This is a genomic window from Sulfitobacter sp. F26169L, assembly GCF_026410285.1.
Lineage (GTDB): Bacteria > Pseudomonadota > Alphaproteobacteria > Rhodobacterales > Rhodobacteraceae > Sulfitobacter.
The window spans coordinates 321,532-344,501 of the sequence record NZ_JAPMLP010000003.1 but is presented as its reverse complement, the minus strand read 5'-3'; the positions used below and the strand labels follow the sequence as shown (position 1 = coordinate 344,501).

Sequence of the window (22,970 nt, the reverse complement as noted above, 5' to 3'; positions counted from 1 at the left end):
CCGTAGCGTCAGGATGTTGCCTGTTTCAGCGCCTGATCCAGATCAGCGATCAGGTCGTCGGGGTCTTCGGTGCCGATGGAAACGCGTACCACACTGGGTCCTGCGCCCGCTGCTTCCTGCTGTTCTTCAGTCAGCTGGCGGTGTGTGGTAGATGCAGAGTGGATGATCAGCGAGCGGGTATCGCCAAGGTTTGCTACATGGCTGAACACCTCAAGCGCATTCACCAGTTTAACGCAGGCATCGTATCCGCCTTTGACTGCGAAAGTGAACAAGCCGCCAGCGCCCTTGGGGCAGACCTTTTTCACGCGCTCGAAATAGGGGGATGATTCGAGGCCCGCGTAAGTGACGTATTCAATGCGGTCATCCGCTTCCAACCACTTGGCAATTTTCTCTGCGTTCGCCACATGGCGGTCCATCCGAAGGCTCAGCGTTTCTGTGCCCATCAGCGTGTAGTGCGCCGCTTGCGGGTTCAGGGTCATTCCCAGATCACGCAGGCCGATGGCGATACCGTGGAAGGTGAAAGCCAGATTGCCGAACGTTTCGTGGAACTTCAGGCCGTGGTAGGCAGGTTCCGGCGCGCTGAGGGATGGGAACTTGTCGGTTGCGGACCAGTCGAAGTTGCCGCTGTCCACAACGCAGCCGCCCATCACCGTACCGTTACCGGTAAGGTATTTGGTGGTCGAGTGGACAACCAGCGTCGCGCCCAGATCGATCGGGCGGCACAGGTAGGGCGTGGCCGTGGTGTTGTCGATGATCAGCGGGATTTGTGCCTCATCGGCAACATCCGCAATGGCGCGCACATCCATGATATAACCGCCTGGGTTGGCGATTGCTTCCCCGAAGATCGCGCGGGTGTCATCGTCGATCGCCGCTTTGACAGCATCCAGATCGTCAAAGTCGACAAACTTCACTTCCCAGCCGAAGCGTTTGATCGTGTGGCTGAACTGCGTGACCGTTCCGCCGTATAGACGGGTCGACGCAACGATATTGCGCCCCGGCATCATCAGCGGAAACAGCGCCATAATCTGGGCGGCGTGTCCGGACGAGCAGCACACAGCACCAACACCGCCTTCAAGCGTGGCGATACGTTCCTGCAAAACGGCGACGGTAGGGTTTGTCAGGCGGGAGTAGATGAAGCCGACCTCTTGCAGGTTGAACAGCGCCGCCGCGTGGTCGGCATCGCGGAACACATAAGCGGTGGTCTGGTAAATTGGTGTCTGGCGCGCGCCGGTTGATGGGTCGGGGCGGGCGCCTGCATGGATTTGCAGCGTGTCAAAACCGTGTGACATAGATGTCTCCTTGGGATGATGGTTGCGCGTAGCGTTACGGGATCAACCCGACACAGACAAGTGAGCAGGCGCGGGTAGGGAAAAGGTTTTGCCTGTGCGCCCGCAGGGCGGAAAAATGTTTCCGCGCAGATTGGAAAATTGGGAGGGTGGTCTTGCGGGTCGTCCTGTGATGTGAGGTGTCATACACTACATGTATGTTGACAGGCCGGAAGGTTTAACATACATAGCAAGTATGATTTGAGACAGGAGGCAATAATGGCCAAGATAGAAAAAATCACGAAAGACAAGGCAGCCAAATCCGACAAGGCCGGGTTGGCAGAGAAAAAAGCGGGCGGTCGTGCGCGCAAGCTGGAAAAAATCGAAAAGGCTTCCACGGTGACTTTCTCACTGGAATTGCCGGTTCGCAAATTCATGGATGCGCAAGCTAAAGCTGCGGGCATGAACCTGACGCATTACATGCAGAAACTCGTGGAAACCCATGTAATCGAAGCAGGTTCCGCGGATGAGCCGCTTGCGCGCCGTCTGGCAGCCAAGCGTCAGGTCATTGACCAAGCCGTTGCGCTGGCAACCAAGCTGGATGCAGCTGGCAAGTTTGACGAGCACTTTATTATGACTGTCGTAGATGAAGCAGGCAAAGACGCTGGTTTCAAAGCCCAGTACGAGATTGCATTGGGCGAGGATGGCGAGGGCAACGAGGCGAAGGTAAAGCGCGCGCGTGTGTCATTGAACCAGCAGATCGGCCGTGTGATCAAGAAGTCCGTCGGCGCGCGTAGCAAGCGCAATGAACACGGCCAGATTGCCCGTGCTCAGGCCGCAAACGCATTTGTCGCTACCTACACATTGCTAGAAAAACCGGCTGCGTAAACACGATCAGGTAAGGCAGCTTAGAGATGACAGAGGGGCCGGCCGGGGGTCGGCCCCATCTTATTAATGCGCCATTGTTAGCGCATCCAGTATCCGTTGGATTTGAGTTGGTTGCGGATCGCTTGTTCTTTGCGGGGCAGGTTGTTGCGGTCAAACAGGGCGCGCGCTTTGGTGCCGCGGGACTGATAGATCATCCGCTTGATCGGGTCGTAGGTTTTCAGCACCTTCTTGATTTTATTGGGGGATGTCACATGCTCCAGCACAGCGACGACATGATCGTTTTCGCGCGCATAAAGAAGGGGCAGCAGGCGATAGTGACAACTGACCGCACCGTCCAGATATCCTTCGGGCAGGGCATCACGTCCGCCCCCCAACGCGTGAATAACCAAAGGCAGGGCAACTTGATCCAGCCACGGGTCAAAGCTTTGGGCGCATAGCTCCACCGGTGGGGTATCACGGATGGCAAGCGCATACTCAAGGAATAGCTTTCCAAACTCGTGCGGGCAGCGATAATAGAAAAATCCGGCGTTAAAATAGAGATAATGGCGCCAGTATTCCTCAGGGTAATCGGGATCGAGCGAGCTCTCGAAATCCAGCCCGAATTTGTCGTAAAGCGATTTCCACAGACCTGTATAGCCCGGTCCGTAAAGTTGTGGGGTGGGCCATGTCCCCTCGCGCCGCAGGGACGCGCTGGGGCGGTTGAAATCAAACGGAACGCTGGCTAGATCGCCGGTGATCAGGGTATCTGTGTCGAAAAAGACAAACGGCTCCCCCTCTGGCAGGGCTTGCAGCATTTCGATTTTGTTGCCGAATGGATATTTTTCACCGAAATGCCTGTTTTCGAAAGGGACAATCTCTGCGCCCATGTCGGTGAGTGCATCACGGACCGGCTGGTTGCGGATGGTCGGGTCCTTGCTCCACAATGGTCCGGCCTGCGGTTCAGCGACTAGAACACGACCTTTGAAATCGGGGCTCATCGCGCGCAAGGATGCCACAAAAATCACCGCTTCGTACGCCAGGCGGCCATGCTGGCCAACGATAACCACGTTGAATGATTGTTTTGCATCTTCTGTGCGTGCCATACTTAACCCCGATTGCTCCCGCGTGCCACGGAATGCGCTTTTTCGCATCAGTATACGGCGGGGGAGGTGTTTTGAAAGCAGACATTTTTCATTCTGCATGACCGGAGTATTTGGATATGTTCGATTTTGTCTTTGCGCTGCTTGCCATCGCGGCAGCCAGCAATCCATCCCCACAAACTAGCGAAGGATCCGGAGAGACAGCGGCCGCCAGCAGTGTCGTCATCGGGAACGGTGTGCAGATCGGTGCAGGCGTGATTTCGGAGGGATTGCCCTACAGTTCCGAGATCGACACTTCGGTTATACCTCAGACGCTTGTGGCCGATCTCCAAAATCCTGAGGGGAAGTTTACAACCGCGACGGAGGTCAAGCCGATCCTGACCGCAACCAAGGCCAATTGGGTTGCAGTGCGTGAATATGGGGAAAACGATCTGGTCTATGTCACGCATTTATGGAGCTGGCGCTGCGGGCTGGGGGCGATGGCGATCGCAATCAATGACGCACCATTGCAAGATATGCCATTACCGGCGTGCCACACAGAATTCGCGACCCCCAACGCCATTTTGGAGCAGGACGGATTGCCATATCTAACATACCCGCAAGGCAGCGTAGAGCGTATCAGAGTGCAAATTGTCTATGACGATCTGACCGCTGAAACAGCAACTTATTCCAGAGGTGATGTTCTAATACCCTGAGCGGTTTAGAATTTAGGGTTGAAGCAGGTGCGCAACACTATTGGCAACGGTAGGTGAGGTGCCGCCGTTCACTTCAAGTGATTACTTTACCGGGGTTCCGCGCCAGTCAGAAAGCCAGATTTTTTTCGGTGAGCTAACGAAAATATGTCCACACTATTTTAATGAACCTTCATTTGGTATCTAGTGCGAATTGTAACAATGAACGTGGCAGAGAGATAAAAATTTGACAGCACAAGATGTTCGCCCCGCTTGGAAGATGAAGGTTGATACAGTTGCGGCGGCCTTTGTTGCTGCCGTTCAAAGCGCGCCTGACGCGCTTTATTGCAAGAGTGCGGTGGGCCAGCTGACTTATGCGCAGGCTGCAGGTGCTGTGCTGGGGTTGGCAGACGAGTTGCGCCCCGCAGTGCAAGGAAAGACAGTCGCGCTGGTTTTGCCTAATTCCAACGCCTTTCTGATCGCCTATTTCGCGACCCTTTTTGCGGGTGGCACACCAGCGCTCATCAACTACGGCCACCCCGAAGCGACGCTTGCCAAGCTTCTCGGTGATCTGGATGCGGCGATAACCCTGTCCGACCGCGACCATGACAGTTGTAATACCCGCATACTGGGGGACGCTGACTTGAGCGATCTCATTAAACCGGTTGATTTGGCGACGCTGAATGCGCCCGGCTCGGCAGGTGATGTTGCGGCTATCCTCTTTTCCGGTGGCACTACAGGGTTGCCCAAACAAGTTCCCCACAGCAATGCGGCGATCGTTGCTACCATGGAGCGCGGCGATTGGGGCTGGCGCACGCGCGACAACGAGGTCTGGCTGCCGGTCGCGCCTTTTACCCATATTTACGGGTTTCTGATGGGGCTAACTAACCCGATCATTCGGGCGGGTGCTGTGGTAATCCCGCAGCGGTTTCAGCCGGACCTGATTGTCGACATGCTTGCGGATGAGGGCGTGACGATCTTCGGCGGCGGCCCGCCTGCGATCTACCAAGGCGTCATGTCTTCCCCTAATTTTGCCGGGGCGCGCTTTCCCAAGCTTCGGATTTGTCCGGGGGGAGGGGCACCTTTCCCTATGGATGTGCACCGCCGCTGGAAAGATGCCACGGGCCTCGCAATTTTTGAAGGCTACGGCATGACGGAGATCGCGCCAATCTCGATTAATACCGAGGCGCATGGCGTTGAACCCGGTTCTGCGGGCAAGGCTGTTCCTGATACTGTGATCGAAATCGTCGATCTTGAAACAGGCGACAACGTGCTGCCCAATGGCGAGTCAGGCGAGATCAGGGTTAAGGGTCCGCATATGATGACAGGCTACACCTGTAACGCGGATGAAACTGCGATCACGCTAAGGCATGGTTTTGTCTATACCGGTGATATCGGCACGCTGGATGACGAGGGTTTCCTGACCATCACTGACCGGAAGAAGAACGTTATCTTTGTGAACGGGTTTAATGTGTTCCCGCGTGAACTCGAAGAATTGCTTTTGACGCATCCGGCTGTGTCCGGGGCCTGCGTTGTCGGGCGTAAGGATGACCGCAAGGGCGAGGTGCCGATAGCGTTTGTGACTTTGCGCACTGGCGTTGAGGAGGACGAGATCGCATCGTTTTGCGCTGATAATCTGATCGCCTACAAGCTTCCCGCCGAGGCGAGGATTTTGCAGGAGATGCCATTAACACCTGCTGGCAAAGTCGACCGTATTGCCCTTCAAAACAGCCTGTAAAAAAAGGTCCGGGAACCCAGACATGAATCCGAGAATAGAGAAAATCAAATCAGGCTTGGCGCTGCCTGCCATCGCCGCGCCAATGTTTCTGGTGTCGAATCCGCAAACTGTGATCGCCGCTTGCAAGGCGGGGGTGATGGGCTCGTTTCCCGGCCCCAACGCACGCACCAGTCAGGACTTGCGCGCTTGGCTGAGTGAGATAACAACTGGTCTGGGGCCGAATGATGCGCCTTGGGCGATGAACATGATCACCCATTCCAGTTATGGCCGTTTTGACGAAGAAATTGCTCTTGTTGAAGAATTCCAGCCCGATCTGGTGATCACCGCGCTGGGCGGGCCACACCGTGTAACAGAGCAGGTACATGCCTATGGAGGGCAGGTCTTTGCTGACGTAACCTCGCCGAAATTCGCCCGCAAAGCGCTGGAAAAGGGCGCGGATGGCCTGGTTCTGGTCTGTGCGGGAGCGGGCGGGCACACGGGCGAATATGCCATGCTGCCGTTTATCGACGAGGTGCGTACTTTTTTTGACGGGCCGCTTATTGTTGGGGGTGGCATTGGGACAGGCCGCGCCATTCGTGCGGTGGAAAATCTGGGCGCAGATTTTGCATATTTGGGCACACGGTTTCTGGCAACCGAAGAAACCATGATCAGTCAGGCGTATCGCGAGATGGTATGGCAAAGCACGATGGAAGACCTCGTGACGTCACGTGCGATAACAGGTGCTTTGGGCAACTGGATGCGCGCTAGTATCGACGCTGCGGGTCTATCACTCGAGGATATGCAAGGCGCCGCCGCGATCGACTTTTCCGAGGATATGCACGATGGTGCAAAGGCATGGAAGCACGTCTGGAGCGCAGGACAGGGCGTGGGCACTATAGCCAAGCCAGAAACCATTGCGGAGGCTGTGGCAACCCTGCTGTCGCAGTACGAGCAGGCTGTTGTCGAGGAAAGCCAAGGCAGCCGCTATCTACGCCGCAAAACCCTACAAGACGGAGTGTAAGACAATGACCATCAGCACCGAAGAATCAGACATCATCAAATCCATTCTGCAACATTGCGACGACGGCACCACCGACATGCAGCCTGAACTGATGCGCAATCCGGTCACAACCTATACCGATCCCGAGGTTCTCGCACGCGAGGTCGAAACACTGTTTCGCAAGTTCCCTATCATCATGGGCCATAGTGAGCAGTTGCCGGAGCCGGCCTCATATTTCACCAACGACGAGTTGGGTGTTCCGATCCTGGTCACCCGCAATAACGACGGGGTTGTGAAGGCGTTTATGAACGTTTGTCGTCACCGCGGTGCGCGGCTAACGGATAGCGAGTGCGGCAAGTCCAAAACTTTTTCATGTCCATATCATAAATGGACCTATGACCTGAACGGAAACCTGCGCGGGTTGCCTCAGGCGGCGGGCTTTGGTGATATCGACAAAAAGGCGCTTGGTTTGGTCGAACTGCCCGCGTTCGAGCGCTTCGGCCTCATCTGGGTGCGCCCGTCGGCGGGGGACGAGCCGCTTGATTTTGATGCCTGGATCGCGCCGATGGAAGAGCAACTCACGTCACTCGGGCTGGACAACCACACCGTATTTCGCACTTGGTCGCTGGATCGGGAGATGAACTGGCACCTCGCTCTCGAGGGCTTTCAGGAGAGCTACCATTTCTGCGGTGCGCATGAGAATACTGCTTGCTCCGCCTATCTGGACAACCAATCTGTGTGGACGAACAAATACCCGCATGTGCGTCACTCTGTACCGCTGCCGAAGGTCGTCGAACTTAAGGATAAAGCACCCCAAGATTGGGTGCATCGCCCGTATTTCATGACGCAAAACTATATCTTTCCCTGCAATTACGTGCAGGTGATGACCGATCATGTCTATATTCACACGATCATCCCGACGGGCGTTGATACTTGCATCTTCAAATGCATGATGCTGATCCCTGAATCGCCGGAAACGGAAAAAGCCGAGCGCTATTGGGAGAAAAACTACGATGTGATCCGCACCGTCTTTAACGAAGATTTTGTCATCGGTGAGAACATCCAGAAAGGTCTCAACACAGGTGCGAATACAGAGTTTCTATTCGGACGCTATGAAATCGGTCTGCATCTGGGCACCAAAGCGATTCAGGATGCGCTTGCGGGCCGCCTGACAGCTTAAAACCCGCCGACTGTTACAGGCCCCCGAGCAAAGTACTCCGGGGCCTTGCAACACGGGGATGCCTAGCGTCGAGAGCTTGGGGCAAATGCACCAGTCGTTATCACAGCAAGATTGTTTGAAAAGTGGTGGGCGACCCTGGAATCGAACCAGGCGTGCGTCTCCGCGAGGGAGTTACAGTCCCCTGCCACACCTTGCGGCCTGTCGCCCACTGGCGCGGTGATTACCTGTGGGTCATGGGGGCGTCAACCTCTAAACTGCGGAACGGGGATGATTTTGCAGCCATTTTTGCAGCGATGTTCTTGTGGAAGGCGCAGCGCCGTGCGGCACAGGCTTGGCGTGTCGCCCACAAACGGTTAGAGGGGGCAATACGGGCGCAATGTCAGGGGTAGAACGATGAAGAAACCTAAGTGGGTTATCGAAAAAGAGCAGGGCAAAAAAGAAGAAGCGCGCGAAACGCTCTGGCTGTTTGGCCTGCATGCGGTGCGTGACGCGTTGATGAATCCTGCGCGCCAGAAGTTGAACATGATGGTGACCCCCAATGCGCTGGCCAAGCTGGAAGACGCTGTTGCCGCCAGTGGCATCACCCCCGAAGTTGTTGATCCACGCAAGTTTCGCCCGCCGATTGATCAGGGATCGGTGCATCAGGGCGCCGTGCTGGAGGTCAAGCCGCTGGATTGGGGGCGGATGGCCGACGTCTGTATCGGTGCGCAGGCTCCGCGTGTGATCATGCTGGACCGTGTGACTGATCCGCATAACGTCGGCGCGATCCTGCGATCTGCCGAGGTGCTGGGCGCGTCTGCGGTGATCGGGACGCGCCACCACTCGGCGCCCGAAACTGGGGCCTTGGCAAAAACCGCGTCCGGCGCGCTGGAGCGGCAGCCCTATCTGCGCATCCGCAATCTGGCCGATGGTATCCGCGAATTGCAGGGCATGGGGTATCTGGTGCTGGGTCTGGATGGAGACGCCGAAACGACCATTGAAACCGCCGTTGAGGGCAAGCGCGATCGTGCGGTGGCGCTGGTGCTGGGGGCCGAAGGGCCGGGATTGCGCGAAAAAACCCGCGAAACGGTTGATATGCTGGTGCGGATTGACGCAGGGGGCGGATTTGGGTCGCTGAACGTCTCAAATGCTGCCGCAATCGGCCTATATGCAACGCGGGACCACAAATAGAGAGAAGAACCATCGCCCATCCATCGAAAATCGCAACCTGCTGTCATTGCGGTACTCGGGCGTTGCTGCGCCTTGATAACCGTCATCATACACTTTCCTGCAGCGCGTGCGGCGCACCTTTGAACAAACTTAAATCGCTTCCCGTTGCCGCGTCTGTCGAAAAGGCCGCGGTAACCCACCAGCCTGCCGCGCCGAGGCGTCATAAGAAACAAAAGAAGCGATACGCCAAACCGGCAAAACCGGCCAAAAAACGTAAAAGCCTGTTTCGAAAATTTGCCGAGGAAGCATTTGATCTGGTTGAGGATATCTTTGACTAGGGCGCCGACTTCGGCAGTTTCCTGCCTATTCTAGACGGTTCTGTTCTGACGGGATTTGGTTGCTCTTTAATTCGTCTGCGCAGTTCCTATCTCTATACCAGCCGGATCGAAGTGGAACACCCGATCCGTGATTTGTCCCTGTTCCAACTCTCAGCCTCCCGGTTTCGTCCGGGAGGTTTTTTTGTGAGCTAAGGCGCGGTAGGGTGGGCAGATGACATACACAGATTCTTATTTGAAGAAGATATTGAGCCGGATGGAGCGGGTCGCGGTTGTTGGCGTGTCCGACAATCCTGTCCGGGCGAGCTATTTTGTAGCGCGCTATCTGTCACTGCGCGGGATTACGGTGGTGCCGGTGAACCCGAAACTGGTCGGACAATCCCTTTTCGGGGTACAGGTTGTCGGTGCGTTGTCCGACATAGCCGAACCGGTTGATACGGTAGATATCTTTCGCCGCTCCGAAGCTGTTCCGGAGATTGTTAATGAGGCGCTGGCGCAGTTTCCCGACTTGCAGACGATCTGGATGCAGATCGGGGTGCAAAATGAAACCGCTGCCGAAGTCGCGCTGGCGCGCGGTGTTGATGTGGTGCAAAATCGCTGCCCCAAAATCGAATATCAGCGTTTGTTCGGAGAATTGCGCATGGGCGGGTTTGCGACTGGTGTCATTTCCAGCAAGCTCTAGCTTGGTTTACGTATTTTAAGTGCCGTGGTGTGCGGTGCACCCGCGTGCAGTTATTCTATAAGAAAATGAAGAGGGGTCAGCGGGATGCTTTTTCCACGATTCCGGAAGTGGATTGGCGTTTTGCCAGTGTTTCCATGACATCGTTGAGAGGGACATCGCGTGCGGCAAGCATAACCAGAAGGTGATATAGAACATCTGCGGCCTCGCTTGTGAGAGCAGACTTGTTGTCTTTCACAGCTTCGATGATGGCTTCGATCGCTTCTTCGCCGAATTTCTCGGCGCATTTTTCCGGGCCTTTGGCCAGCAGTTGCGCGGTCCAGCTTGAAGCTGGATCGGCTGATTTTCTTTCAAGAATCGTTGCGTAAAGATCATCCAGTGTCATGTCAGCCTCATCGGGATACCGGCATCGGCCATGTGTTGTTTGGCCTGCTGGATCGTGAATTCCCCGAAGTGGAAAATGGAGGCGGCAAGCACAGCAGATGCACCGCCTTTTTTGACGCCGTCAACGAGGTGATCCAGATTTCCAACGCCGCCCGATGCAATCACGGGCATACTGACAGCGTCAGAGATGGCGCGGGTCAGGGGGAGATTGAAACCTTGTTTGGTGCCGTCACGGTCCATTGAGGTGAGCAGGATTTCACCGGCGCCTTTCTCCATCATGGTTATGGCGAATTCAACTGCGTCGATGCCTGTGGGCTTGCGTCCGCCATGGGTGAAAATCTCCCATTTTCCCGGTGCGACGGTTTTTGCGTCAATGGCGGCAACGATGCATTGGCTGCCGAACTGATCGGCGGCTTCGGCCACAACATCGGGGTTGGCAACGGCGGCGGAATTAAAGCTGACCTTGTCCGCGCCGGCGAGCAGCAGGGCGCGCACATCGGCAGGCGTGCGAACGCCACCGCCGACCGTCAGTGGGATATAGCAATGTTCAGCGGTGCGGCGGACCAGATCAAACATCGTGCCACGGTTTTCGTGCGTGGCATGAATGTCGAGGAAACACAGCTCGTCAGCGCCTGCGGCATCATATGCGATAGCGGCATCTACCGGATCACCGGCATCACGCAGTCCGACGAAATTTACGCCTTTGACCACACGGCCATCGGCGACATCTAGGCAGGGGATGATGCGGGTTTTGAGCATGGCGGTGTGTACCTTGGGCGGCTGTTCGGGGCAAGCGGCGTGAGGGCCGGTGCGTTTAGTGGAAGAATGAAAATCAGGTTCGCAGAGCCTCAAGAGCGGATTTCAGATCAATCGCGCCGTCATAAAGGGCGCGGCCCGAGATTGCACCGCTGATGACGTCTGTGGCTTTTAGTGCTTGAAGATCCGCAAGTGACGATACGCCGCCGGAAGCGATGACGGGAATGTTTACGGCGCGGGCAAGCGCAGCTGTGGCATCAACATTGGGGCCGCCCATAGCGCCGTCGCGCATAATATCAGTGTAGATAATTGCGGCCACGCCTGCATCCTCGAACGATTTGGCGAGGTCAGTGACCATGACGTCTGTTTCGGTTGCCCAGCCTTTGGTTGCGACGCGACCATTGCGCGCGTCAATTCCGACGGCGACCTGATTGGGGAAGGCACGGGCGGCTTCGCGCACCAGATCGGGGTTTTCAACTGCCACGGTGCCGAGGATCACGCGGGCAAGCCCCTTATCCAGCCAGTTTTCGATTGTTGCCATGTCGCGGATGCCGCCGCCGAGCTGGGCGGGTATATTGCATTGTTTGAGAATTGCCTCCACAGGGGCAGCATTGACGGGTGTGCCTGCGAAAGCGCCATTAAGATCAACCAGATGCAGCCATTCACAGCCTGCATCGACAAAGGCTTGTGCCTGTGCGGCGGGGTCATCATTAAAGACTGTCGAACGGTCCATGTCGCCATGCACAAGGCGCACAGCGTTGCCGTCTTTCAGATCAATAGCGGGATAGAGGATCATAGCCGGTGTCCTTGGCGATTGGTGTCGATGTGGTTTTGCACGGAACGGGCGGATGTGCAACGCGACCCCACGTTAACCTTGCCTGAACACGGTAGGCTGCGTCATGCTGCGGCGCAGTTCACGGGAGGAACGGTTATGAGAACAATTATTACTGCCGCTGTTGCGGCGATCGTATTTACAGGTGCCGCATGGGCAGATCCTGTCGAGGGTGTATGGAAAACGCAAACTGACGATGGTGCTTATGCGCATGTAAAAATCAGTCAATGTGGCGCGGCGTTGTGCGGAACAATTGCGCGTACCTTCAACAGTAGCGGCGAGTACAAATCCAAGAACCTCGGCAGAAAACTGGTGTGGGATATGATGCCGGCGGGGGGCGGAGCCTATAAGAAGGGCAAGGTCTGGCAGCCCTCGACGGGCAAGACCTATAGCTCGAAGATGGCACTTTCGGGCAATACGTTGAAGGTTTCGGGCTGTGTTGGCCCGATCTGCAAAAAACAGACGTGGAGCCGAGTGAAGTAAGCTATGCTGTTTTTGTCGCTGTCGTGCACAGGCTTGCAAAAATAACAATACTCCGATGCGGGGCGCGGGTGTATCATGCACCTGCGCCTGTTGCGTACTGCTGCGGTACGCCGAGCGCATGGGGGATTTTTGAAAATGATGAAGGGTTCGTGCCTTGCCGTTTTGGCGTTGGCAGGCGGTGTGAGCGGGGTTTCGATTGATGTGCCTGGCGGGCTGTGGCAAATTCCGCAGGGGATATGATGCGCCTTCCCGTGATGTTGGTCACTCGGTCTTGCTGGATCTCGCGCAGGAAGCAATCGGCAGCTTGGTGGGTGAAGTCCGGGCGCCGGAAAGCAATCAGGTACTAAAGGCGCGGATGCATATACGCGGCAACGAAATGCTACTTCACAACTGCGATGGTCAGTTCCGCCGTGACGAGGTCTGGCGGCGGCTGCGCTAGGGCTTCCAGCGCAAAAAGTTGCTGATCATCCGCAATCCGGTCGTCTGGCTTTTTTCAGGGTGAAACTGCATGCCGACCATGTTGTCGCGGCCAATGACCGCCGTCACCTCACTTGCGTAATCTACATGGGCCAGCCGCTGTGCAGGGTTTGAAACGGCCATGTGATAGCTGTGCACGAAATAGGTGTGATCACCCGTTTTGATCCCTTCAAACACAGGGTGGGGCGCATCCAGCACCAGATCGTTCCACCCCATGTGGGGCACCTTCAGCGATGTGTCCGCAGGGGTAATGCGGGTGACTTCGCCTGCGATCCAGTCAAGGCCTTTGGTATCTTCGTATTCTCGGCCCCATGTGGCCATCAGTTGCATGCCCACGCAGATGCCCAGAAACGGGCGGCCTTTCTGTTCGACCGCTTCGCACATGGCCGCGTAGATACCGCCTTTGCCTTTTAGCGCGTCCATACAGGCGGGAAACGCGCCATCGCCGGGCAATACGATCCGGTCAGCGCGGGCGATCACATCGGCATCCGCGGTGACGGTCACCTCGCCTGCGTCTGCCTCGCGTGCCATCCGTTCAAACGCTTTGTGTGCAGAGTGCAGATTGCCACTTTCATAGTCGATAATCGCGGTGAGCATTCAAAGTATCCCTTTGGTAGAGGGAATGGCATCTGCCTTGCGCGGATCGCTTTCCAGCGCGTCGCGCAGCGCCCGCGCAACAGCTTTGAATGCGGCTTCGGCAATGTGGTGGCTGTTGAAACCGTGCAGTTGGTCAACATGCAGGGTAATGCCGCCATGAGTTGAAAGTGCCTGAAAAAATTCGCGCACCAGTTCGGTATCAAACGTGCCGATCTTGGCGGTGGGCAGATCAACGTTCCACACCAGAAACGGGCGCGCGGACAGATCAAGTGCAGCACGCACCAGCGCATCATCCATCGGCAACAGGCAGGCACCATAGCGCACAATGCCGCGTTTGTCGCCCACCGCTTGGGTCAGGGCCTGGCCGAGTGCGATGCCCACATCCTCGACAGTGTGGTGATCGTCGATGTGCAAATCACCCTCGCAGCGCACTTTCATGTCGATCAGCGCGTGGCGCGAAAGCTGGTCCAGCATGTGATCAAAGAACCCTACGCCGGTCTGGTTGTCGTAAACGCCGGTGCCATCAAGGTTGATCTCGACGCTGATGTCCGTCTCTGCGGTGGTTCTTGTGATCTTGGCTGTGCGCATGGGAATGCTCCGTTGACGGGTTTGTGTCCTTATAACAGGGGCAGGCGGCGCGCCAAGGGGCGATCAGGGATTGCAGCGCCAGTTGCTTCGTGACAGCCTGCGGTCACCTCACTTCAGGAGCCGCCCATGAGCACGTGCGTTTTCATCCAGATCAGGTGCCGTCCCGGCACAACTTATTCCGTCGCAGAAGCCATCGCACTGCGTGAAATCCACTCCGAGCTGTATTCAACCTCGGGCGATTTCGATCTGTTGATGAAAGTTTATATTCCTGCCGATGCGGATGTGGGGGTGTATATCAATGACAATCTGCTGGATATCGAAGGGATCGAACGGTCACTGACGACCATGACGTTCAAGGTATTTTGATGCGGTTTCTCGTATTGGCCCTGATGATGTTCGCAACCACAGCATCAGCCGCAAAGCGGGTGTACGAGGGCGAAGAAGCAGCAGCTATCCGGTGTGCGAACATGATGGCGATGACGGGGGTAACCCTGAACGGTGCGGGCCTGATGAGTGATGCGGAGAAAGATGTGCTGATCGGCATTTCGGTACTCATTCTCGAACACCACGTCAGCGGCAACTGGTCGGAAAAAAAACGCGCGATGGAAACCATGCGGGATCGGCGTGATGTCGATTCCACGCTGGCGGATTACCAGCGCAACGCGCCTGCCTGCCTCAAACGGTTCCCGATCAACTGAAATGCGCGGTTCGTCGTGACGTATTAAATGCAAAAATACCAAGCGGTATTTCATAAGTTGGATGCACGACCTCAAGCGCGTGCCGGTGTGGTGAAGCCGACATCAGATTAGTGTCGTTGTCCGTCATTAGCGTTGTTTAAGAACGCTACCCTGCTTGTTCATCACGCGGCGTAGCCGGTCCCAACGACTCCCTGCGCTTTATTGAAACGCCAAGATCGGTGGGGGGCAGCGAATCGCCGCCCTCAACAAGCGCAATGAGGGCGATTGCGGCTTTTGTTCCCATTTCGCGGTGCGGGACATGAACGGTCGTCAGCGGGGGCGTTACAATCCGCGCCAGTTCGATATCGTCAAATCCTGTCACAGATACATCTTGCGGCACCGCCAGCCCCAGCGCCCTCGCGCCGCGAAGCGCGCCAGCGGCCAGCACATCATTGCCACACATTACAGCAGTAGGGCGTGCGTCTGTTTGCATCAGCCGGATCATCGCGTTTTCGCCGTTTTCAAAACCGTAGGGCGTTTCGATCACGGGCATATCGCGCAGGTCCAGCCCTGTAGCCCCCAGTGCCTCGGCAAATCCGGCCAGCCGCTCTGCTGCGCGATCATTGCCTTTGGCAATGCCCGAAATCACGCCAATGCGTCGATGCCCCTGCGCCAGCACCTCACGGGTGAGCCGCGCCATGGCGGCGCGGTTGTCAAACCCGATGGCAGGTTTAGGGATTTCGGGCTTAAAAGCCCATGCAATCAGCGTCGGGATCGCGCGTTGGTGCAGATATGCATTGAGTGCCGGATCGCGGTCATAGCCGATTAGCAAAAGCCCGTCAGCGCCACGTGCAACGAGTGCGCGGATTTGCTCTTCCTCCAGTTCCGGACGGTAGGCCGTGCTTGACACCAGCAACGTATAACCGTGCCTGTGCAATTCTTCCTGAAAGGCCTGCAATCCGCGCGCAAAAATCGCGTTCTCCATTGTGGGAATGATCGCCCCGATGGTGAATGTCCGTTTCGCTGCCATCACCCGTGCGCCGAAATTCGGGGTGTACCCCAGTGCATCGACCGCCTTCATCACCTTTTCGCGGGTTGGTTTTATTACGCGGTCGGGGGTGTTCAGGCAGCGCGATACGGTGGCCGTCGAGACACCTGCCGCTTTTGCGACATCCTCCAGCGTTGGAAAGGATCGGCTGCTGCGCATCTGCCCTCGTGTCGTTCCGGTCTGTGGATATCGCACGCAAGTCGCGTGGAATACAAGGTGATCCGGCAAGATTGAATAAAGCGATGTAAGCGCTTGCATCGTATCTGTGCAAGCGTTTACATTCACGCCAACCGGCAGGGCGAAAGCGGTTTTTCCGCCGCCGTGTGCGCACACAATCCGAACTGAATACAGGACCAAGAATGAGCCGTGAATATCTGAAAAAAGCGATGCGTAAGGCCGGTTCGGATGCCTGTGAAACACATCGGACCGTTGAGGAAATACTTGCTCGGATTGAGGCGGGCGGTGATGCGGTTGCGCTGGAGTACGCCCGGAAATTTGACGGGTATGAGGGGAATGTCCTGCTCACGCAGGACGAGATCGCGGATGCCTGTGCGCTTGTCCCCGAGCGATTGAAAAGAGATATCCGCTTTGCCCATGACAATATAAGACGTTTTGCCGAAGCGCAAAAGGCTGCGCTTTCGGATATGTCGTATGAAATCCAGCCGGGGCTGGTGGCAGGGCAAAAGGCAATTCCGGTGGATGCGGCGGGTTGCTATGTGCCGGGCGGTCGTTATAGCCACATCGCCAGCGCTGTGATGACGGTCACCACTGCCAAGGTTGCGGGTTGTCGCCACATTTCCGCATGTTCGCCGCCACGTGTCGGGGTCGGCGTAAATCCCGCCGTCGTCTATGCCGCGCATCTTTCGGGAGCGGACCGGATCATGGCGCTGGGCGGGGTGCAGGGGGTGGCGGCGATGGCTTTCGGCCTGTTCGGGCTTCCAAAGGCCAACATACTTGTGGGCCCTGGAAACCAGTTTGTGGCCGAAGCGAAGCGTATTTTATACGGTCGTGTCGGCATCGACATGATTGCAGGCCCGACAGACAGCCTGATCATCGCCGATGCACAGGCCGATGCGCATATTGTGGCGACAGATTTGGTGTCACAGGCTGAACACGGCTACAATTCACCCGTCTGGCTGGTCACGGATGATCGGGCGCTGGCCGAAAAAGTAATGGCGCTGGTGCCTGATCTGATTGACGGTTTGCCGGACCTCAATCGCGAAAACGCGCTGGCCGCATGGCGTGATTACGGTGAGGTGATCCTGTGCGCCACCCGTGAAGACATGGCCGCCTGTTCGGATGAATACGCGCCCGAACACCTGACCGTGCAAGCCGGTGACCTAGGATGGTGGCAGGACCGTCTAACTTGCTATGGCTCCCTCTTTCTGGGGGAGGAGACAACAGTTGCGTACGGCGACAAGGCCACAGGCACAAACCACGTTTTGCCCACCTCCGGCGCGGCCAGCTACACCGGCGGCCTGTCGGTACACAAGTTCACGAAAACGGTAACATGGCAGCGCGCTACCCGTGAGGGATCAAGAGACGTTGCGCAAGCAACCGCGCGCATCAGCCGGATGGAGGGGATGGAGGGCCACGCACGCGCCGCCGATGTGCGTTTGGCCAAATATTTTCCCGACGAGAGTTTCGATTTGTCGGCGAGTGGCTGAACTGCAACCTAGAATAAATTGATCAATTCCGGAAAGGCCAACAAAACATGAATATCGACAAGAAGATCACCGATGATCTTGTCGTCAACGACATTTCTTTTGTGACTACCGTGCCGTGCAAACAACTGGCCGGTGTGATCAAGGAGGTCGAGGCGCGGGACGAGATTTTCCACATTCCCTCCAACAAGGAGGACGAGGGGATGGGCCTGTGCGCAGGCGCATATATGGGCGGCAAACGCCCTGCGATCATCATGCAGAACACGGCAATCGGGGTAACAATCAACACCTTGGCAACCCTGATCCAATACTACCGGATGCCGCTGCCGATGATCATTTCCTATCGCGGCGAACTGCGCGAGCCTGTCGCCTGTCAGGTGGAAATGGCGGTGCATACCAAGGCACTGCTGGCCGAGATGAAAATCCCGACCTACCATTTCCATCACCAATCCGATGTCGCGGAATTCGACGCGATTCTGAAATATACATTTATGTGCAACAAACCGGTGGCAATCCTGACCGATGCAAATTTCTGGGGAGGCTACGGAGATCAATGATACGTTCTGAAATCCTGCGCGATATCGCGCCAATACTTCGCGAACATCTGGTTGTCTGTAACATCGGTCTACCGTCTCAAGAGCTTCACATGATCGATGACCAGCCCAGCAATTTTTATATGCTTGGCACCATGGGGCTTGCGTCCTCGATCGGGCTGGGGCTTGCGCTGTCGCAGTCCAAAACGGTGATCTCGATTGACGGTGACGGCTCGGTTTTGACCAACCTCGGTACGCTTCCCACGATCGCCAACAATGTCGCGGACAACTATATCCTGCTGATCATCGACAACGGCTCCTATGGCTCCACCGGTGACCAGCCGACCTATGCGGGCAAAAAGACCAGATTGGAAAAAGTGGCCGAGGCCTGCGGCTGCGAGAACGTTGTCGTGTGTCGGGATGTGGATACGGGTAGGGTGCTGCAAGCGGCGATTGACAGCAAAAAGATGACCGTAATCGTGTGCAAATGCGATAGCGGCAACGTCAAGGTGCCCGTGATCACCATGGACCCTGTCGTGATCCGTGACCGTTTTATGAAAGCTGTGAGCGCATAACCGAGGGGGGTGCAGGATCGTGCGGCCTTTCTATGACGTGATCGGCACAAGATGGTTGTCCCAGCGCAAATCGGAGCGGCTTGCAAAGACGTTTCCGACTGGGCTGGCCGTGTGTATCTCTCCGGTGCCGGATGTGACGGCGAAACGGGGACCCAGGCTAAACACCCCGCTTACATCTGTCAACTGCGTCGCGCTGATTAATCGCCCCGTTTGCGCGTCATAAAATTGCACCACGCCGCCGCGTGGTGAGGTGACGGCGATGATATGCCCGCCATCGGAATAGGCAATGCTGCCGATGTAACTGTTCAGCGCGCGCACATCAGGGGCAGGTGCCTTCATCAAGGATATCCCACGCCCGCGCTGATGGGTGCCCACCAGTGCCGCTACGGCAGTGTCGCCTTGCCATTGCATGCCAAAGGCCACGGTGCCGTAGCGGTCAACCGCCAGGTGCCGGATGGAATTTTTGTGCATGTCATCCGGCAGTGACGCAGTTTCAACAACTTCGCCACCTTCAATATAGGCGAGGTTCGGGCGCATGGTCGAGATGTTCAGCTTGGTGCGGCCGCTGTCGGGATGCGTATCAATCCCGCCGTTTGCAACAACCAGCGTATCCCTGTTCGCTAAACGCTTGATATCATGAGGGCCGATGCCGCCGCTGGCCCATTCGTCAATGCGTCTGTAACCGCGCGTCGCATCCCAGACGCCGATCCGGCCCTGACCCGCCTCATAATCATTTTCGGTTGTGAACAGATATTTGCCATCAGCGGAAAAGGTGCCGTGCCCGTAAAAATGCCGCCCCTGTGGTGAGTGGAGCGTAGCTCTTTGCTGTCCTGTCACACAGTCGATGACCACAGCAAACGTGCCGGGGCGGCGCGCAAACGCAACCGCTTCGGGGCGGGTGGGATGGGCCGCCGCTGCGTGTCCGCGCGATGGCAGGGGGATGCGGAACCGCTCTTGCAACGCCGCATCAATGCCGCACAGAAAAAACGCCCCCTCCGCGCTTGCGGCGGCCGATAGAAAAACAGGTGCGCCTGCATCCGCCCACGTGGGTTGCGGGATCAGCCCCGCCGCTAGCAAACCGCCGAGGAATTTGCGACGTGGTGCGTTTAACGGTGCCATTCAATCCCCGTCGAGCGAGTTGAAACCCGCCGCCACGCCAAGGGTCGGCCCCAGTTCGTCACGTACAATCGCGCGGATATCGTCAACCGATTGCTGAAGCGCCTCGACCCTGATGCGGCTTTGCGGCTGGGCCACCCCAGCAAAAACGGGATCGTCCAGTTGAGATAGCTGATCAAGCGCTTTGGCAAATTTCGCGTCGATTTCTGCCGCCAGCGCGAGATTGTCGGTTGCCAGAAGGCTGGCGAGATCACGAAGCGCCGCTAGGCTGAGATCGACATGACGGGCCGAACGGCCTGAACGCCAGCTCTCCGCACGGGTGGGGCGGGGGCGATCAAACGTGCCAAGCGGGCGGCCAAGGCGTGTCTGCGAGGTGAATTGCAAACCCGTCGTCAGGGCTTTGAAAAGTTCTTGCAGAACCTCTTCGTCAGACCGATAAGTCCCGCTCGCATCAGGCGCCAGCAAGCGCGCAGCGTAATCTGTTTTCCAATCCTCAAAGATCGCGGCACTGGTTGTTGCGATGTCTGCGGTGACGGTCCGCATCAATGCGCAATGATCGTCAGGATCGCCCAAGCTGGCGAGCGTTTCATCAAAAACCAGAAATTCCATCGCATAAAACCCGCGCGCGGCGATCGAAACCTGTGCGTACGCGTCGGGTGATGTGATTGCGCGATCCTTTTCGGTGATCAGCGCGGACAGTGCGCGCGGCGTTGCGCCCCGACTGTCCGGCCAGAACGCCAGCGCAAAGGCGCGATCCGCCACTTCGGTCGGGCCAAAACGCAAATGGCTGGCCGATATCCATGCATCAAACGCATCCGAATAGGCCGTGCGCAGCGCCGTGGATGCAGGCGTACAATCATCTGCCGCGGTGGTTGCCATCTGCGCGGCACTAACCGCAAGGTTTTCGAATTTGGGCAGGATAAGATCGTTTACAACACGGCTGATTGTCGGATCCGCCTCTTGGGCCGTGGTCGTGACGGGGGTAAACGCCACAGCAGTGGCAAATAAAAACTGTCTCATAAACTCTCCAGATACGCGATCAGCGCCTCGCGATCGGCTGTCGGCATTTCGATCACCCTATCACGGTGCGGTTGCGCTTCGCCACCATGCCACAGTACCGCCTCCAGAAGCGAGCGCGCGCGACCGTCGTGCAGGAAATAGGTATGGCCACTGACCTGCTGTGTCAGCCCGATGCCCCAAAGCGGGGGCGTGCGCCATTCCCGAGCGGTTGCGCGCGCTTCGGGACGGTTGTCGGCCAGTGCAGGCCCCATATCGTGCAGCAACATATCGGTGAACGGCCAGATCAGTTGAAAGCTCTGTTCGGGCTGGTCGTTCAATCGGTGGGTGACGAAACTGGGCGTGTGGCACGAGGTGCATCCGGTCTGGTAAAACACTTCCTTACCGCGCAAAACCTTCGGGCCGTCCACCCCGCGCCGCGCAGGCACACCAAGGTTGCGGCTGTAGAAGGTCACAAGGTCCAGACCTTCGGCGTCAATTTCGTAAACACGATCATCCCCGTCGCCGTGAACAGCAGCTTGGCAATCGGTTTGCGGGGTGGTGCATTCGCCGCTGCCCGCAGGGAAGATCGGGGAGGAAATGCCGATGTCACCGGCAAACGCGCTTGCCGATTGTTCGAGGATTGTCGCATTGCCCGCCTTCAGCCCGAAACGGCCCAGCATCGGCTGGTCATGCACGGCGGACCAGACGATGTTTGGCCGCCCCGAAATACCATCTCCGTCGCGATCATCTGGATCAGCGCCTGCTAGAATATCGGCGGCGGGGATCACCTCCAGCAGGCCAAGGCCGATCATCTGGGGGGCGATGCGCGGGCTAAGCATTGCATCAGGGTGTAGCGGGCCATAGCCAAGGTCGGCGGCGGTATAGGTCGGGTGGCGCAGCGATATTTCCGTGCCATCCGCCAGCGTGACGGTTTCCTCCTCGTAAGTTATGTCGAGACGGTATTCTGACGGATGCCCCTGAACGGCGAAATCCTGCAACTGTGTGCCATAGGTCGGATCGGGCGCTGTGGCGATGTAATCCTCGATTTCGGCAATGGCATCGTCTGGATTGCCGGGAACGGAAATACGCAAAAACATCGAAATGGCGTTATCGTCGGCGTTTTCCGGCGGATGGCCGCGCCCGTCCTTGATGTGGCAGCGCTGGCACGAGCGCGCGTTGTAAAGCGGCCCCAACCCGTCTGACGCCAGAGTGGAGGAGGGCGAGGACACCCAAAGTTTGCGGAACAATCCGTTGCCAACCTTGAAGGTCAGCTCGTCTTCGAAAGTGATATTGCCCGAGGGGTGCGAGAACGCATCGGCGGTCTTGGTGACGCGCACTGTTGCCGCGCCGGCAGGGCGTTCCTCGAACTTCTGAGGTTTGGTGAAGTCGTTTGTCAGAGCGGTGACAGCAGCGATCCGCTTGGCCTCTGCGGCGGTGCGGGGGATGATATCGAGATGCGGCTCGTCAAGGCCCTGCACAGAATTCTGTGCAGGACTGTCGGCAAATGCAACGGTGCCGACCACCGCAGCGATCAGGGCAACCTTATTCGGCTTCGTCCATTTTGGATGCATTAAGCTGCGCATATTTTTCTTCACCGAGCTTTTCGACAAGGTCGAGTTGTGTTTCGAGGAAGTCGATATGACCTTCTTCGTCAGTCAACAATTCCTCGAAGATGTTTTTGGTTACAAAGTCACCGACCGCTTCGCAGTGTTTGCGCGCTTCCATGTACAAATCACGTGCGCCATGTTCTGCGGCCAGATCACATTCGAGCGTTTCTTTGGGCGTCTGGCCAATGCGCAGCGGGTCCAGTTTTTGCAGATTGGGATGACCACCCAGAAAAAGGATGCGCGCGATCAGCTTGTCGGCGTGGTTCATCTCTTCGATGCTTTCCTCGCGCGATTTTTTTGCCATATGGCCAAGGCCCCAGTCCTCTTGCATACGGTAATGCAGCCAATACTGGCTGACCGCCGTCAGTTCGCTGCGCAGGGCATCGTTGAGGTATTCAATAACTTTCTTGTCGCCGTTCATCGGGGTTTTCCTGTGTTGTTCCACGCCTTAGATTGCGGAGTTGCATTGGGACTTCCATGTTAGGACTAGCGCGCATGGTTGCCAAGAACAGCGGCATACAGCCGCCGCAATCAGCGGCCTTGCCCAGTGCGCGGTATAATTTTCCCGGAGTAATGATTGTCTGCGCATCCGATGCGCGCATCCAGTCGATGGTGGCACGAATATCCTTGTCGGTGATGTTTTGACAGTGGCAGACAATCATCCTGATTTC

The 22,970-nt window shown here is 56.9% G+C and carries 28 protein-coding genes and 1 tRNA gene; 15 read left to right on the top strand and 14 right to left on the bottom strand.

The window, feature by feature from the left end; all coding sequences use genetic code 11:
* Positions 1 to 8: 8 nt before the first annotated feature.
* Complete coding sequence (locus tag OS189_RS08520) at positions 9 to 1,289, bottom strand: O-acetylhomoserine aminocarboxypropyltransferase/cysteine synthase family protein (RefSeq protein WP_267166871.1); 1,281 nt, start codon at positions 1,287 to 1,289, stop codon at positions 9 to 11.
* Between the two features lie 255 nt (positions 1,290 to 1,544).
* On the opposite strand from OS189_RS08520, the gene OS189_RS08515 reads away from it, so the two are divergent.
* Positions 1,545 to 2,153 (top strand): hypothetical protein, encoded by a 609-nt coding sequence (locus tag OS189_RS08515; RefSeq protein WP_267166870.1) that lies wholly within the window; start codon positions 1,545 to 1,547, stop codon positions 2,151 to 2,153.
* A gap of 77 nt (positions 2,154 to 2,230) precedes the next feature.
* Here the strand turns inward: OS189_RS08515 and OS189_RS08510 are convergent, their stop codons facing one another.
* Positions 2,231 to 3,235, bottom strand: a complete 1,005-nt coding sequence (locus OS189_RS08510) for a GT-B fold glycosyltransferase domain-containing protein (protein WP_267166869.1) — start codon at positions 3,233 to 3,235, stop codon at positions 2,231 to 2,233.
* A 116-nt stretch (positions 3,236 to 3,351) separates the two neighbouring features.
* On the opposite strand from OS189_RS08510, the gene OS189_RS08505 reads away from it, so the two are divergent.
* The 4 genes from OS189_RS08505 (at position 3,352) to OS189_RS08490 (ending at position 7,800) form a co-directional block, all read left to right on the top strand.
* On the top strand, positions 3,352 to 3,927 hold the full coding sequence (locus OS189_RS08505) for a hypothetical protein (RefSeq protein WP_267166868.1): 576 nt from the start codon (positions 3,352 to 3,354) through the stop codon (positions 3,925 to 3,927).
* A gap of 256 nt (positions 3,928 to 4,183) precedes the next feature.
* Positions 4,184 to 5,641 carry a class I adenylate-forming enzyme family protein gene (locus tag OS189_RS08500; protein WP_267166867.1) on the top strand — a complete coding sequence of 486 codons (1,458 nt, stop codon included), beginning with the start codon at positions 4,184 to 4,186 and terminating at the stop codon, positions 5,639 to 5,641.
* 22 nt (positions 5,642 to 5,663) lie between these two features.
* Positions 5,664 to 6,641 carry an NAD(P)H-dependent flavin oxidoreductase gene (locus OS189_RS08495; RefSeq protein WP_267166866.1) on the top strand — a complete coding sequence of 326 codons (978 nt, stop codon included), beginning with the start codon at positions 5,664 to 5,666 and terminating at the stop codon, positions 6,639 to 6,641.
* Positions 6,642 to 6,645: 4 nt separating this feature from the next.
* Complete coding sequence (locus OS189_RS08490; RefSeq protein WP_267166865.1) at positions 6,646 to 7,800, top strand: aromatic ring-hydroxylating oxygenase subunit alpha; 1,155 nt, start codon at positions 6,646 to 6,648, stop codon at positions 7,798 to 7,800.
* 123 nt (positions 7,801 to 7,923) lie between these two features.
* On the opposite strand, the gene OS189_RS08485 is transcribed toward OS189_RS08490, so the two are convergent.
* A tRNA-Tyr gene (locus tag OS189_RS08485) sits at positions 7,924 to 8,007 on the bottom strand.
* Positions 8,008 to 8,193: 186 nt separating this feature from the next.
* Between OS189_RS08485 and rlmB the strand changes: the two genes are divergently transcribed.
* The 3 genes from rlmB to OS189_RS08470 all read left to right on the top strand — a co-directional run bounded on the left by rlmB (position 8,194) and on the right by OS189_RS08470 (position 9,966).
* Positions 8,194 to 8,970 (top strand): 23S rRNA (guanosine(2251)-2'-O)-methyltransferase RlmB, encoded by a 777-nt coding sequence (gene rlmB / locus OS189_RS08480; RefSeq protein ID WP_267166864.1) that lies wholly within the window; start codon positions 8,194 to 8,196, stop codon positions 8,968 to 8,970.
* Between the two features lie 119 nt (positions 8,971 to 9,089).
* Positions 9,090 to 9,287 (top strand): hypothetical protein, encoded by a 198-nt coding sequence (locus OS189_RS08475; RefSeq protein WP_267166863.1) that lies wholly within the window; start codon positions 9,090 to 9,092, stop codon positions 9,285 to 9,287.
* Positions 9,288 to 9,498: 211 nt separating this feature from the next.
* Positions 9,499 to 9,966, top strand: coding sequence for a CoA-binding protein (locus tag OS189_RS08470; protein WP_267166862.1), 468 nt, complete (start codon positions 9,499 to 9,501; stop codon positions 9,964 to 9,966).
* A gap of 76 nt (positions 9,967 to 10,042) precedes the next feature.
* Here the strand turns inward: OS189_RS08470 and OS189_RS08465 are convergent, their stop codons facing one another.
* The 3 genes from OS189_RS08465 to hisA all read right to left on the bottom strand — a co-directional run bounded on the left by OS189_RS08465 (position 10,043) and on the right by hisA (position 11,899).
* Positions 10,043 to 10,348, bottom strand: coding sequence for a phosphoribosyl-ATP diphosphatase (locus OS189_RS08465; protein WP_267166861.1), 306 nt, complete (start codon positions 10,346 to 10,348; stop codon positions 10,043 to 10,045).
* The gene (gene hisF, locus OS189_RS08460; RefSeq protein ID WP_267166860.1) at positions 10,345 to 11,106 is read right to left on the bottom strand and encodes an imidazole glycerol phosphate synthase subunit HisF; all 762 of its coding nucleotides are present in this window, start codon (positions 11,104 to 11,106) and stop codon (positions 10,345 to 10,347) included. Before hisF ends, OS189_RS08465 begins: the two co-directional genes overlap by 4 nt.
* 73 nt (positions 11,107 to 11,179) lie before the next feature.
* Positions 11,180 to 11,899: a 1-(5-phosphoribosyl)-5-[(5-phosphoribosylamino)methylideneamino]imidazole-4-carboxamide isomerase gene (hisA, locus tag OS189_RS08455; protein WP_267166859.1), complete on the bottom strand. Its 720-nt coding sequence runs from the start codon at positions 11,897 to 11,899 to the stop codon at positions 11,180 to 11,182.
* Between the two features lie 135 nt (positions 11,900 to 12,034).
* On the opposite strand from hisA, the gene OS189_RS08450 reads away from it, so the two are divergent.
* Together OS189_RS08450 and OS189_RS08445 are read left to right on the top strand one after the other, a co-directional pair.
* A complete protein-coding gene (locus tag OS189_RS08450) occupies positions 12,035 to 12,418 on the top strand; it encodes a DUF2147 domain-containing protein (RefSeq protein WP_267166858.1) in 384 nt (127 codons plus the stop codon).
* Positions 12,419 to 12,614: 196 nt separating this feature from the next.
* Complete coding sequence (locus tag OS189_RS08445; RefSeq protein ID WP_267166857.1) at positions 12,615 to 12,857, top strand: hypothetical protein; 243 nt, start codon at positions 12,615 to 12,617, stop codon at positions 12,855 to 12,857.
* On the opposite strand, the gene hisH is transcribed toward OS189_RS08445, so the two are convergent.
* The gene (gene hisH / locus OS189_RS08440; protein WP_267166856.1) at positions 12,854 to 13,492 is read right to left on the bottom strand and encodes an imidazole glycerol phosphate synthase subunit HisH; all 639 of its coding nucleotides are present in this window, start codon (positions 13,490 to 13,492) and stop codon (positions 12,854 to 12,856) included. The genes OS189_RS08445 and hisH overlap by 4 nt on opposite strands.
* Positions 13,493 to 14,080, bottom strand: a complete 588-nt coding sequence (gene hisB, locus OS189_RS08435) for an imidazoleglycerol-phosphate dehydratase HisB (protein WP_267166855.1) — start codon at positions 14,078 to 14,080, stop codon at positions 13,493 to 13,495. It lies immediately after the preceding gene.
* A gap of 126 nt (positions 14,081 to 14,206) precedes the next feature.
* On the opposite strand from hisB, the gene OS189_RS08430 reads away from it, so the two are divergent.
* Positions 14,207 to 14,446, top strand: a complete 240-nt coding sequence (locus OS189_RS08430) for an Lrp/AsnC ligand binding domain-containing protein (RefSeq protein WP_267166854.1) — start codon at positions 14,207 to 14,209, stop codon at positions 14,444 to 14,446.
* Positions 14,446 to 14,778, top strand: coding sequence for a hypothetical protein (locus OS189_RS08425; protein WP_267166853.1), 333 nt, complete (start codon positions 14,446 to 14,448; stop codon positions 14,776 to 14,778). The genes OS189_RS08430 and OS189_RS08425 overlap by 1 nt, the downstream gene beginning before the upstream one ends.
* A 145-nt stretch (positions 14,779 to 14,923) precedes the next feature.
* Here the strand turns inward: OS189_RS08425 and OS189_RS08420 are convergent, their stop codons facing one another.
* Positions 14,924 to 15,964 (bottom strand): LacI family DNA-binding transcriptional regulator, encoded by a 1,041-nt coding sequence (locus OS189_RS08420; RefSeq protein ID WP_267166852.1) that lies wholly within the window; start codon positions 15,962 to 15,964, stop codon positions 14,924 to 14,926.
* Positions 15,965 to 16,164: 200 nt separating this feature from the next.
* Between OS189_RS08420 and hisD the strand changes: the two genes are divergently transcribed.
* Genes hisD through comE form a run of 3 tightly spaced genes read left to right on the top strand, consistent with a single transcriptional unit; the run spans position 16,165 to position 18,577 of the window.
* Positions 16,165 to 17,472: a histidinol dehydrogenase gene (hisD, locus tag OS189_RS08415; RefSeq protein WP_267166851.1), complete on the top strand. Its 1,308-nt coding sequence runs from the start codon at positions 16,165 to 16,167 to the stop codon at positions 17,470 to 17,472.
* A gap of 47 nt (positions 17,473 to 17,519) precedes the next feature.
* The gene (locus tag OS189_RS08410) at positions 17,520 to 18,026 is read left to right on the top strand and encodes a sulfopyruvate decarboxylase subunit alpha (protein WP_267166850.1); all 507 of its coding nucleotides are present in this window, start codon (positions 17,520 to 17,522) and stop codon (positions 18,024 to 18,026) included.
* Complete coding sequence (gene comE, locus OS189_RS08405; RefSeq protein WP_267166849.1) at positions 18,023 to 18,577, top strand: sulfopyruvate decarboxylase subunit beta; 555 nt, start codon at positions 18,023 to 18,025, stop codon at positions 18,575 to 18,577. Before OS189_RS08410 ends, comE begins: the two co-directional genes overlap by 4 nt.
* Before the next feature lie 30 nt (positions 18,578 to 18,607).
* On the opposite strand, the gene OS189_RS08400 is transcribed toward comE, so the two are convergent.
* Genes OS189_RS08400 through OS189_RS08380 form a run of 5 tightly spaced genes read right to left on the bottom strand, consistent with a single transcriptional unit; the run spans position 18,608 to position 22,961 of the window.
* Positions 18,608 to 19,696 carry a DUF1513 domain-containing protein gene (locus OS189_RS08400; RefSeq protein WP_267166848.1) on the bottom strand — a complete coding sequence of 363 codons (1,089 nt, stop codon included), beginning with the start codon at positions 19,694 to 19,696 and terminating at the stop codon, positions 18,608 to 18,610.
* Positions 19,697 to 20,713 carry an imelysin family protein gene (locus tag OS189_RS08395; protein ID WP_267166847.1) on the bottom strand — a complete coding sequence of 339 codons (1,017 nt, stop codon included), beginning with the start codon at positions 20,711 to 20,713 and terminating at the stop codon, positions 19,697 to 19,699. It abuts the gene before it with no gap.
* Entirely contained in the window at positions 20,710 to 22,263 is a 1,554-nt protein-coding gene (locus OS189_RS08390) for a di-heme oxidoreductase family protein (protein ID WP_267166846.1), read from the bottom strand. The genes OS189_RS08395 and OS189_RS08390 overlap by 4 nt, the downstream gene beginning before the upstream one ends.
* Complete coding sequence (gene bfr / locus OS189_RS08385) at positions 22,235 to 22,720, bottom strand: bacterioferritin (protein WP_267166845.1); 486 nt, start codon at positions 22,718 to 22,720, stop codon at positions 22,235 to 22,237. The genes OS189_RS08390 and bfr overlap by 29 nt, the downstream gene beginning before the upstream one ends.
* Positions 22,695 to 22,961, bottom strand: coding sequence for a (2Fe-2S)-binding protein (locus OS189_RS08380; protein WP_267166844.1), 267 nt, complete (start codon positions 22,959 to 22,961; stop codon positions 22,695 to 22,697). Before OS189_RS08380 ends, bfr begins: the two co-directional genes overlap by 26 nt.
* Positions 22,962 to 22,970 lie beyond the last annotated feature (9 nt).